This is a genomic window from Mesorhizobium sp. B2-4-13, assembly GCF_006658535.1.
GTDB classification, from domain to species: domain Bacteria; phylum Pseudomonadota; class Alphaproteobacteria; order Rhizobiales; family Rhizobiaceae; genus Mesorhizobium; species Mesorhizobium australicum.
The window spans coordinates 418,568-430,083 of record NZ_VFVB01000004.1 but is presented as its reverse complement, the minus strand read 5'-3'; the positions used below and the strand labels follow the sequence as shown (position 1 = coordinate 430,083).

The window sequence follows — 11,516 nt, the reverse complement described above, 5'->3', positions numbered from 1 at the left end:
CTATTGCGACGCGACATTAGTGAACCGGAAGACGCTTTGGAACTGCGAAGTTTTTAAAGGCGCCTGTTTACAAGAGCCTATTCCACCGTCACCGACTTCGCCAGATTGCGCGGCTGGTCGACGTCGGTGCCCATGAACACGGCGGCGAAATAGGCGAGCATCTGGATCGGCAGCGCATAGATGATCGGCGAGATGATTTCCGGCACATCCGGCAGCACGATCGTCTCCATCGTCTTCAGGCTCACCTGTGCCGCGCCCTTGGCGTCGGTGATCAGGATGATCTTGCCGCCACGCGCCGCCACTTCCTGCATGTTGGACACGGTCTTTTCGAAGATGCGGTCGTGCGGCGCGATCACGATCACCGGCATGTTCTCGTCGATCAGCGCGATCGGCCCATGCTTCAGCTCTCCGGCGGCATAGCCTTCGGCGTGGATGTAGGAAATCTCCTTCAGCTTCAGCGCGCCTTCCATGGCGAGCGGGAAATTGGTGTCCCGTCCGAGATAGAGCACGTCCTTGTAACGCGACAGTTCCCGCGCGATCCGTTCGATCTGCTCTTCGAGCTTCAGCACCTGGTTGGCATAGCGCGGCGCTTCCGAAAGCGCTCGCACCAGCGTTTTCTCTTGCTCATTCGAGATCGCTCCGCGCGCCACGCCAGCGCGCACGGCAAGCGACGCGAGCACGGACAGCTGGCAGGTGAAAGCCTTGGTCGAAGCGACGCCAATCTCTGGCCCGGCCAGCGTCGGCAGCACGACGTCGGATTCGCGCGCCATGGTCGATTCCCGCACGTTGACGACGGCGCCGATCTTCATCCCGGCCTTGCGGCAATAGCGCAACGAGGCCAGTGTATCGGCGGTCTCGCCCGATTGCGAGATGAAGAAGGCGGCGTCGTTGGCCGACAACGGCATCTCGCGGTAACGGAATTCCGACGCGACATCGATATCGACCGGGAGCCGCGCATAGCGCTCGAACCAGTATTTGCCGATCAGGCCGGCGAGATAGGCGGTGCCACAGGCGGAGATCGCCAGCCGGCCGATCTTGGCAAAGTCGAATGGCAGATCGAGCGGCTTGGAGACGCCGGAGACGAAATCCACATAATGAGCTAGCGTGTGCGAGATCACCTCGGGCTGCTCATGGATCTCCTTCTCCATGAAATGGCGGCGGTTGCCCTTGTCGACCATGAAGCTGGTCGAGAGCGACTGCTGGCGCTTGCGGTCGACTTTTTTGCCGTCGATGTCGAAGATGGCGACGCCGTCGCGACGCACCACCGCCCAGTCGCCGTCCTCGAGATAGGTGATCGAATTGGTGAACGGAGCGAGCGCGATGGCGTCGGACCCCAAAAACATCTCGCCGTCGCCATGGCCAACGGCCAAAGGCGGGCCATTGCGCGCGCCGACGATCAGGTCCTCGTCACCCTTGAACATGATGGCTAGCGCAAAGGCGCCTTCCAGCCGCTTCAGCGCCTTATGCGCGGCTTCGACCGGCTTTAGCCCCCTGGCGAGTTCGCGCGCCACCAGATGCGCCACGACCTCGGTGTCGGTCTGCGACGAGAAGGAATAGCCGTCGCGGATCAGCTCCTCGCGCAGTTCGGCGAAATTCTCGATGATGCCGTTGTGGACGATGGCGACGCCGTCCGAAAAATGCGGGTGCGCATTGGTCTCGTTGGGCACGCCGTGGGTTGCCCAGCGCGTATGGCCGATACCGATCCTGCCGTCGAGCGGCTCATCCTTGAGCCGGCGTTCGAGGTTGACCAGCTTGCCCTCGGCACGGCGGCGGCCCAGCTCGCCCTTCTCAATGGTGGCGACGCCGGCGGAGTCATAGCCGCGATATTCGAGCCGCTTCAGTGCGTCGACGATGAGCGGCGCAACCTGCGAGTGGCCGACGATTCCAACGATACCGCACATGCAGACAGTCCCCGATTGCCCACGGAAAACCAGCGATATTTAGGCGTGGCCGGCCTGCCGCGAAAGTCACATTGCATTTCGTCCGCTGTAACGGACGCTTCAGCAGGCATGCACCATGACAGCCCGCTCTTGCAATCCGGTTACGGCAATCGTTCGGTTTTTTCGATTGCTTCGGCGAAAAAGCAGACCGTCGACCAATCGCTAGTGGTCGGCGCCAGCCGCTTTCTTCTTCGCGGCCGCCGCGGAAGCAAAGCGTTCGCGCAATTCCTTGCCCTTGCCGGGGATCGTCTTCTGGCGAGCCCGGCCGAAGGCCAGCGCATCGTCGGGCACGCTTTCGGTGATGACACTGCCCGAGGCGATATAGCCGCCATTGCCGATGGTGACCGGCGCCACGAGCGAGGAATTGGAGCCGATGAAGGCACCCTCGCCGATGTCCGTGAAGAACTTTGAGTAGCCGTCGTAGTTGCAGGTGATGGTGCCCGCCCCGATATTGGCGCCCGCGCCGACACGCGCGTCGCCAATATAGGTCAAATGGTTGACCTTGGCGCCGTCCTCGATAACGGCTTGCTTGACCTCGCAGAAATTGCCGACCTTGGCCTTGTTCCTGAGATCGGCGCCTGGCCGCAGCCGGGCGAACGGCCCGACATCGCAATTGGAAGCGATGGTGGCGCCCTCGACGTGGCTGAAGGCGTGGATTTTGGCGCCGCTGGCGATCCTCACGCCCGGACCAAACCAGACGTTGGGTTCGACGATGGTGTCGGCGCCAATTTCGGTGTCGTGCGAGAAAAACACGGTTTCCGGGGCGATCAGAGTCACGCCCGACAGCATCGCGTCATGGCGCCGGCGCTGTTGCCAGATGGCTTCGGCTTGCGCCAATTCGGCGCGATTGTTGATGCCGAGCGCGCTTTCGAAGCTGGCTTCGGTGGCAACGACATCGAGATTTTGTGCACTGGCGATCTCGACGATATCGGTCAGATAATACTCGCCCTTGGCATTCTCGTTGCCGACCGCGTCGAGCAGTTTCAGCGCGTGCGCGCCGGCCACCGCCATCATGCCGGCATTGCAGAAGCCGATTTTCTTCTCCTCTTCGGAGCAGTCTTTTTCCTCGCGGATAGCTGTGAGCTTGCCATCCCTTTCGATCAACCGGCCATAGCCGGCCGGATTGGGTGGGCGGAATCCGATCACCACGACGGCAGCACCTTCCGCCAATCTCCGCCGCGCCACCGTGAGCGCATCCGCATCGATCAGTGGCGTGTCGCCAAACATCACGAGGACGTCGTCATAACCCCTTGATATCGCTGCGCGGGCAGCGATAACGGCATGCGCCGTACCCAAGCGCTTTTCCTGCTCGAAGGTTTCCGCCTTCGGTGCAAACTTCGCCGCCGCCTTGCGCATCTCGTCGGCGCCATGGCCAATCACCAGCGCCAGCCCGCTCGCACCCGCGGCTTCGGCCGCCTTGACCACATGGGCCACCATCGGCAACCCGGCGATCTGATGCAGCACCTTCGGCTGCGCGCTCTTCATGCGCGTGCCTTCGCCGGCTGCGAGGATGACGGACAGGCAGGATCTCTGGCTCATGGACGGGCAACCGTATGAAAGGGTTGGGAATCAATACAGGATAGCAGTGGCGCCATGCTGCACCAATGCGGTTAAATTCCGGTGAGATGATAGAGCAGCTGACTCTTAATCAACGGGTCCTCAGTTGAGTCCCATAGCTCGCCCCAAGTCGACAATCGTCAGCCCAGCCGCCCCAGCACCGGGAAATTCTCCAGCAGCCAGTACGACACCGTCTGCACGCCGCCGGTGAGGAAAAACACGCCGGCGACCACCAGCAACGCGCCGATCGCCTTTTCGACGCGGCCGAGATGGACGCGGAATTTGCCGAGGAAGCGCATGAAAGCGCCGGAGAACAGCGCCGCGATCAGGAACGGGATGCCGAGGCCGAGCGAATAGGCGGCGAGCAGAAGGGCCCCCTCGCCGACCGTCTCGCGGCCACCGGCCAGCGTCAGGATCGGCCCCAGCACCGGGCCGATGCAGGGCGTCCAGCCGAAGGCGAACGCAAGGCCCATGACATAGGCGGCGACGGCACTGGCCGGCTTGCCCTGCGACTGGAAGCGGGCCTCGCGTGACAGAAGCGGGATGCGCAGGATGCCCAAAAAGTTCAGGCCCATCAGGATGATCAGCACGCCGGCGCCCATCGCCAGCGGCTCCTGCCAGACGCGCAGCAGCCGGCCGATGGTCGACGCGCCGGCGCCCAGCGCGACGAACACGGTGGAAAAACCGAGCACGAAGGCGATCGAGGAATAGAGCAGCGCGCCGCGCGCGCCCTCGCGTGCCGTCGCACCTGCATTGCCGCGGAAATCGTCGACGGAGACGCCGGCCATGTAGCAGAGATAAGGCGGCACCAGCGGCAGCACGCATGGCGACAGGAAGGAGATGGCCCCCGCCCCGACCGCGCTGACATAGCCGATATCCAATGCCATTCCAAAACTCCAACCTTTGGCGTCCGATATAGCGGCACGCCGGTTTGTCCGCCAATCACCATCGTGTGGCAAGTCATCGCGGGCGGGGAAGAAAGCATCGGCGCAAGGCGTTGACACGACGAGGCCGCGATTTGCCGCGCGCCTTCGAATATCAGCCACGGAGATTTCCATGAAAACGATAACCGCAGCGCTGGCCGCGCTCCTGCTCAGCACCGCCGCATCCTTTGCCGCCGAAGCGTGGAAGGAAGCCGAGGTCAATGGCACCAAGATCTACACCGACGCCAATGGCATGACGCTCTACACCTATGACAAGGACCAGAAGGGCAAGACCAACTGCTACGACAAGTGCGCCACCAACTGGCCGCCGCTGAAGGCCAAGGCCGGCGCCAAGGCGGACGATGAATGGAGCGTCGTCGACCGTACCGACGGCACCAAGATGTGGGCCTATGACGGCAAGCCGGTCTACACCTTCATCAAGGACAAGAAGGCCGGCGACGTGACCGGTGATGGCGTCGCCGGCGTCTGGCACGTCGTCAAGGCGGACTGATTTCCCCATCGGGAGGTCCGCCAAACGGGACTTCTCACCGGCCGCCGGGCATCCCTCCAAGTCCGGCGGCCGGGCCGTCGCGGACTCGACCTGACCCATTCCAGGCCGGTTGGACCAGCAACAAATTGAACCTCTCCCAATCTTCCGAGGCTTGCGCCCACTCATTCTAAAATATGTGATGTTCTCCATACACTCTTAGAGTGTATTGCTGTCGGCGGCCCCGCAATTTGGGCGCTTGCCCTTGACCGGATGCAAAAGCGCGGCCATGTGAGCGACGAACAGAACCGAGATTTCGTCGCGCGCAGCGGAATTCTTCTGCCGCATCACAGCTGATATGAGACCTCATGGACGTCGTCGTCGTCGAATCGCCGGCCAAGGCAAAAACAATCAACAAATATCTGGGCAGGAACTACAAGGTTCTGGCCTCGTTCGGCCATGTCCGCGATTTGCCGGCCAAGGATGGCTCGGTGCGCCCGGATGAGGATTTTGCCATGTCCTGGGCGGTCGACACCGCCTCCGGCAAGCGGCTCGCCGACATCGCCAAGGCAGTCAAGGACGCCGACGGCCTGATCCTCGCCACCGACCCGGATCGCGAAGGTGAAGCCATCTCCTGGCACGTTCTGGAAGTGCTCAAGCAGAAGCGCGCGCTGAAGGACAAGCCGGTCAGCCGCGTCGTCTTCAACGCCATCACCAAATCGTCGGTGCTGGAGGCGATGGCCAATCCGCGCCAGATCGATGCGCCGCTGGTCGACGCTTATCTGGCCCGCCGCGCGCTCGACTATCTCGTCGGCTTCACCCTGTCGCCTGTCCTGTGGCGCAAATTGCCGGGCGCCCGCTCCGCCGGCCGCGTCCAGTCGGTAGCGCTGCGCCTGGTCTGCGACCGCGAATCCGAGATCGAGCGCTTCATCCGCGAGGAATACTGGCAGATATCAGCTCTCCTCGGCACACCGCGCAACGAGACCTTCGAAGCCCGCCTCACCGCCTTCGAACGCAAGAAGCTGCAAAAGCTCGACATTGCCAACAAGGCACAGGCCGACGACATCAAGGCGATGCTCGAAGGCGCCACCTTCAAGGCGCTGTCCGTCGAAGCCAAGCCGACCAAGCGCAACCCCGGCCCGCCCTTCACCACCTCGACATTGCAGCAGGCTGCTTCATCGGGCCTCGGCTTCTCGGCCACGCGCACGATGCAGGTGGCCCAGCGGCTCTATGAGGGCATGGAGATCGGCGGCGAGACCACCGGCCTGATCACCTATATGCGAACCGACGGCGTGCAGATGGCCCCCGAGGCGATCGACGCCGCGCGCGATGCCATCGCCAAGGAATTCGGCCCGAAATACCTGCCGGAGAAGCCGCGCCAATACACCGCCAAGGCCAAGAACGCGCAGGAAGCGCACGAGGCCATCCGGCCGACGGATTTCATGCGCACCCCTGCATCGGTCAGGCAATATCTCGATTCCGACCAGATGCGGCTTTATGAACTGATCTGGAAGCGCGCCATCGCAAGCCAGATGCAGTCGGCCGAGATCGAACGTACCACAGTCGAGATCGAGGCGCTGAATGGCGCCCGCACCGCGGAACTTCGCGCTGTCGGCTCGGTCGTTCGCTTCGACGGCTTCATCGCCGCCTACACCGATCAGAAGGAGGACGACGCCGAAGACGAGGAAAACCGCCGTCTGCCGGAGATCCGCTCCGGCGAGCAGCTTGCCCGCCGCGCGATCAATGCCACCCAGCACACGACCGAGCCGCCGCCGCGCTACTCCGAGGCGTCGCTGATCAAGAAGCTGGAAGAACTCGGCATCGGCCGCCCCTCGACCTACACCGCGATCCTGAAGACGCTCGAGGACCGAGACTACGTCACCATCGACAAGCGCCGGCTGGTGCCGCAGGCCAAGGGCCGCCTGCTGTCGGCCTTCCTGGAAAGCTTCTTCGAGCGCTATGTAGAGTATGACTTCACGGCATCGCTGGAAGAAAAGCTCGACGAGATCTCCGACGGCAAGCTCGCCTGGAAGGACGTGCTGCGCGATTTCTGGAAGGATTTTTCGGGCGCCGTCGCCGACATCAAGGAGCTGCGCGTCACCGATGTGCTCGATGCGCTGAACGAGGAACTGGCGCCGCTGGTTTTTCCCGCCCGCGAGGACGGTTCCAACCCGCGCATCTGCCCCAAATGCGGCACCGGTAATCTGTCGCTGAAGCTCGGCAAGTTCGGCGCTTTCGTCGGCTGCTCGAATTATCCTGAATGCTCCTTCACCCGCCAGCTCGGCGACGCCGCCAATCCCAATGGCGAGAATGGCGGCGGCGAGGACGGCACCAAGGTGCTGGGCAAGGATCCTTACACGGCCGAGGAAATCACGCTGCGCTCCGGCCGCTTCGGCCCCTACATCCAGCGCGGCGACGGCAAGGAGGCAAAACGTTCGAGCCTGCCCAAGGGCTGGACGCCTGATTCCATCGACCATGAGAAGGCGCTCGCCTTGCTGGGGCTGCCGCGCGACGTGGGCAAACATCCCGAATCCGGCAAGATGATCTCGGCCGGCCTCGGCCGTTACGGGCCGTTCGTGCTGCACGATGGCACCTACGCCAATCTCGACAGCATCGAGGATGTGTTTTCCATTGGCCTCAACCGTGCCGTCACGGTGATTGCCGAGAAGCAGTCCAAGGGCAAGGGTGGCCGCAATGGTGGCACGGCTGCGGCTCTGAAGGAGCTTGGCGACCATCCGGATGGCGGCGGCAAGATCGTCGTGCGCGACGGCAAGTACGGCCCCTACGTCAATTTCGGCAAGGTCAACGCCACGCTGCCCAAGGGCAAGGATCCGCAATCGGTGACGATCGAGGATGCGCTGGCGCTGATCGCCGAAAAGGAAGCCAAGGGCGGCGGTGGCAAGAAGCCGTTCCGCAAGGCGGCGGCAACCAAAGCCCCCGCCGCCAAGAAAACAGCGGCCAAGAAGCCGGCCGCGAAGAAAAAAGGGTAGAACGGCGTGGCGCGCAGGATCACCGGAAGAAGTCACGGCGATCCCCGCACCGCCGACACCCGGGCCAAGGTCAAGGACGATTATCGGCCCTCGCGCGACGAAATCCTGCGCTATATCGCCGAAAACCCAGATCGCGCCGGAAAGCGCGACATCGCCAAGGCGTTCGCGCTGCGCGGCGACGACCGCATCTGGCTGAAGGATCTCCTGCGCGACCTGCAGGACGAAGGCGTTCTGACCAAGGAGCGCAAGCGGTTAGCCTGGGTCGGCGCCCTACCCCATGTCGCCGTGCTCGACATCTTTGGCCGCGACGGCGATGGCATCTTGCTGGCGCACCCGGCCGAGGCAGTCGGTCCGGGCGAGCCTCCCGTGGTCTCGATCCGTGTTTCGCGCAGCGGCAATGGTCCCGCGCCAGGCATCGGCGACCGCGTGCTGGCCAAAACCTTCCCGACCGACGATCCGTCAGGGCCCGCCTATACCGGCCGGGTGATCAAGATCTTTGAGAAGCGCACGGACGCCGTTCTCGGTGTCTTTCGCGTGCTTCAGGACGGCAGCTTCCGCATCGAGCCGGTGGAACGGCGCCAGCCCGAGCTGATCGTCGACAAGGAATTCCAGAACGGCGCCAAAAACGGCGATCTTGTCGAAGTCGAGCCAGCGCGAGCCTCCCGCTTTGGGTTGCCCCGCGCCAAGGTGCTGAATGTGCTGGGTTCGCTGACCAGCGAAAAGGCGGTTTCGATGATCGCCATCCACGCGCACGACATTCCCCACATTTTCCCGGCCGACGTCATTGCCGAATCCGAGGCGGTGAAGCCCGCGACGCTTGACCATCGCGAGGACTGGCGCGACCTGCCGCTGGTTACCATCGATCCGGCCGACGCCAAGGACCATGACGACGCGGTCTTCGCCACCCCTGATCTCGACGAGAAGAATCCCGGCGGCGTCATCGCGACGGTCGCCATCGCGGATGTCGCGGCCTATGTCCGCCATGGCACGGCGCTCGACCGCGAAGCGCTGAAGCGCGGCAATTCGGTTTATTTCCCAGATCGCGTCGTGCCGATGCTGCCCGAGCGCATCTCCAACGATCTCTGTTCGCTGCGCGAGGGTCAGGATCGCCCGGCACTCGCGGTGCGCATGACTTTCTCCGCCGAGGGCAGAAAGATCAGGCACTCCTTCCACCGCGTCATGATGAAGTCGGCGGCCAAGCTGGCCTATAGCCAGGCCCAGGCCGCGATCGACGGTGTACCGGACGACAAGACCGGCCCGATCCTCGACACTGTGCTGAGGCCGCTGTGGGAGGCCTATGCGATCCTCAAGCGCGGCCGCGACGGCCGCCAGCCGCTGGAACTCGACCTGCCGGAGCGCAAGATCCTGCTCAAGCCGGATGGCACGGTCGACCGCGTCATCGTGCCGGAGCGGCTCGACGCCCACAAGCTGATCGAAGAGTTCATGATCCAGGCCAATGTCGCCGCGGCCGAAACGCTGGAAGGCAAGAAGCAGGCGCTGGTCTATCGAGTTCATGACGCGCCGTCGCTGGCCAAGCAGGAATCGCTGCGCGAATTCCTGCAGACGCTTAGCTTGTCATTGGCACGCGGCGCCCAGATGCGGCCCAGCCAGTTCAACGGCATTCTTGAGCGTGTGCGCGGCGCCGACAATGAGGCGCTGGTCAACGAAGTGGTGCTGCGCTCGCAGAGCCAGGCCGAATATTCGCCCAAGAACATCGGCCACTTCGGCCTCAACCTCAGCCGTTACGCCCATTTTACCTCGCCGATCCGCCGCTACGCCGACCTGATCGTGCATCGCGGACTTATTGCCGCGCTCGGTCTCGGCCCCGGCGGGCTGACGCAGGATGAGGAGGCCCGCCTCGAAGATGTTGCGGTGCTGATCTCCGGCACCGAGCGGCGCGCGATGGCTGCCGAGCGCGACACGGTCGACCGGCTGATCTCGGCCTACCTCGCCGAGCGCATCGACGACCGCTTCGACGCCCGCATCTCCGGCGTTACCAAATCAGGACTTTTTGTCCAATTGCCGCAGTATGGCGCCGATGGTTTCATCCCGGTGTCAACTTTGGGCGGCGATTACTATATATACGACGAAACGGCACGCTCCCTGTTCGGAGAACGCTCGGGCAAAGGCTACCAGCTCGCGGACCGCGTCGAGGTCCGGCTCGTCGAGGTGGCGCCAATGGCCGGCGCGATGCGCTTCGAGATGTTGACCGACCCAAAGCCCCTGCCAGGCTCCAGCAGGTCGTTTCACAAGGCTAAGGGCCGCGCCCGTGCGTCGCAAACGCGACCGGGGCCGCGCGGCAGGAGACGATGATGGAACAACAGATTTTTGGCGGCGAACATCACTCTGGCCGGGTTGCCCGCCCATTGTGGACGGCGATGAGGCGGGGCTTCTTGGGCCGCTGCCCCAACTGTGGCGAAGGCAAGCTGTTCCGCGGCTTCACCAAGACTGTCGAAACCTGCAGCGTCTGCGGCGAGGAGATCCATCACCATCGCGCCGACGATCTGCCGGCCTACCTGGTCATCGTCATCGTCGGCCATATCGTTCTCGGTGCCTTCATGGGCGTGGAAGCGACCTCGACGCTCTCCACCTGGCAGCACATTGCCATATGGGTGCCTTTGACCATCCTGCTCTCCATCGCGCTGCTGCAACCGGTCAAGGGTGCCGTCATCGGACTGCAATGGGCGTTCTATATGCACGGGTTCGGTGGCGAAAAGGATGGGACGGAGTCCCACCACGGCGCCTAAGGCGCCGCTGGCGCAACACGCCAATCGTCAAGGCCACTTTCGCATGCAAGAAGTTTCCGCTAGGTCCCTGCGCATGGAAGCATTGACCAAGGCGGATGCCGACAAGCTCGACAAGGGTCTTGCCACTCATGGCGGCGGGCGCCTGCGTCCGCGTGACGCCGCGACGCTCATTCTCCTCGACCGCAAGGGCGACGACGTCCTGGTGTTGATGGGACGCCGCCACGCCGCACACGCTTTCATGCCAGGCAAGTTCGTGTTCCCCGGCGGTCGAACCGACCCTGCCGACAGCCGCATACCGACAGCAACGGCACTCGACCAGCACGAAGAAGCCAAGCTGACGGCCGGCCCCGGCCGCACCAGCCACGCCCGCGCCCGCGCCATTGCTTTGTCGGCGGTCCGCGAGACCTACGAGGAAGCCGGCCTGCTGATCGGCCGCAAAGGCGCCTTTGCCACGACCAGGCGCGATTGGCAGGGTTTCGTCGAACATGGCGTGGCACCGTCGCTGGAGGCATTGCGCTTCGTCGCGCGCGCCATCACTCCGCCGAACCGGGTGCGCCGCTTCGACACCCGCTTCTTCAGCGCCTGGCGTGGCGACGTCGCCGTCGAACTGCCCGATGGCGGTCCGACCAACGAATTGGAGGAACTGGTCTGGCTGCCGCTCGCCAAGGCCAAGCAGGCCGACATACCCGACATCACCCGCATGATCCTGGACGAGCTGGAAAAGCGGCTCGCCGACGATCCGCCGCTTCGGCCGGGCGGACCTGTCCCTTTCTACCGACTTGTCCGCAACCGCTTCACCCGCGAACTTCTCTAAAGCAATTCCAGGAAAACTGTGCCGCGGTTTCCCACGGGAATTGCGCAAGATCAAAAAG

The 11,516-nt window shown here is 63.6% G+C and carries 8 protein-coding genes; 5 read left to right on the top strand and 3 right to left on the bottom strand.

What is annotated here, in order from left to right; translation table 11 throughout:
* Positions 1–77: 77 nt before the first annotated feature.
* The 3 genes from glmS to FJ936_RS13990 form a co-directional block, all read right to left on the bottom strand.
* Positions 78–1,901 (bottom strand): glutamine--fructose-6-phosphate transaminase (isomerizing), encoded by a 1,824-nt coding sequence (gene glmS, locus FJ936_RS14000; RefSeq protein ID WP_140793154.1) that lies wholly within the window; start codon positions 1,899–1,901, stop codon positions 78–80.
* A gap of 201 nt (positions 1,902–2,102) precedes the next feature.
* Entirely contained in the window at positions 2,103–3,479 is a 1,377-nt protein-coding gene (gene glmU / locus FJ936_RS13995; protein WP_140793152.1) for a bifunctional UDP-N-acetylglucosamine diphosphorylase/glucosamine-1-phosphate N-acetyltransferase GlmU, read from the bottom strand.
* A 158-nt stretch (positions 3,480–3,637) separates the two neighbouring features.
* Positions 3,638–4,384 carry a cytochrome c biogenesis CcdA family protein gene (locus tag FJ936_RS13990; RefSeq protein ID WP_015317638.1) on the bottom strand — a complete coding sequence of 249 codons (747 nt, stop codon included), beginning with the start codon at positions 4,382–4,384 and terminating at the stop codon, positions 3,638–3,640.
* Positions 4,385–4,553: 169 nt separating this feature from the next.
* Between FJ936_RS13990 and FJ936_RS13985 the strand changes: the two genes are divergently transcribed.
* The 5 genes from FJ936_RS13985 (at position 4,554) to FJ936_RS13965 (ending at position 11,458) form a co-directional block, all read left to right on the top strand.
* Positions 4,554–4,931, top strand: coding sequence for a hypothetical protein (locus tag FJ936_RS13985; RefSeq protein WP_140616213.1), 378 nt, complete (start codon positions 4,554–4,556; stop codon positions 4,929–4,931).
* A gap of 344 nt (positions 4,932–5,275) precedes the next feature.
* A complete protein-coding gene (topA, locus tag FJ936_RS13980; protein ID WP_015317636.1) occupies positions 5,276–7,897 on the top strand; it encodes a type I DNA topoisomerase in 2,622 nt (873 codons plus the stop codon).
* A gap of 6 nt (positions 7,898–7,903) precedes the next feature.
* Positions 7,904–10,210, top strand: coding sequence for a ribonuclease R (gene rnr, locus FJ936_RS13975; RefSeq protein ID WP_140794099.1), 2,307 nt, complete (start codon positions 7,904–7,906; stop codon positions 10,208–10,210).
* Positions 10,210–10,644: a DUF983 domain-containing protein gene (locus tag FJ936_RS13970; protein ID WP_181171542.1), complete on the top strand. Its 435-nt coding sequence runs from the start codon at positions 10,210–10,212 to the stop codon at positions 10,642–10,644. Before rnr ends, FJ936_RS13970 begins: the two co-directional genes overlap by 1 nt.
* A gap of 73 nt (positions 10,645–10,717) precedes the next feature.
* Entirely contained in the window at positions 10,718–11,458 is a 741-nt protein-coding gene (locus tag FJ936_RS13965) for an NUDIX hydrolase (protein WP_140794103.1), read from the top strand.
* Positions 11,459–11,516 lie beyond the last annotated feature (58 nt).

Coding starts and splice junctions, on each gene's coding strand:
- glmS (WP_140793154.1), bottom strand. CDS start 1,901: ATGTGCGGTATCGTTGGAATCGTCGGCCACTCGCAGGTTGCGCCGCTC.
- glmU (WP_140793152.1), bottom strand. CDS start 3,479: ATGAGCCAGAGATCCTGCCTGTCCGTCATCCTCGCAGCCGGCGAAGGC.
- FJ936_RS13990 (WP_015317638.1), bottom strand. CDS start 4,384: ATGGCATTGGATATCGGCTATGTCAGCGCGGTCGGGGCGGGGGCCATC.
- FJ936_RS13970 (WP_181171542.1), top strand. CDS start 10,210: ATGGAACAACAGATTTTTGGCGGCGAACATCACTCTGGCCGGGTTGCC.
- topA (WP_015317636.1), top strand. CDS start 5,276: ATGGACGTCGTCGTCGTCGAATCGCCGGCCAAGGCAAAAACAATCAAC.
- FJ936_RS13965 (WP_140794103.1), top strand. CDS start 10,718: ATGGAAGCATTGACCAAGGCGGATGCCGACAAGCTCGACAAGGGTCTT.
- FJ936_RS13985 (WP_140616213.1), top strand. CDS start 4,554: ATGAAAACGATAACCGCAGCGCTGGCCGCGCTCCTGCTCAGCACCGCC.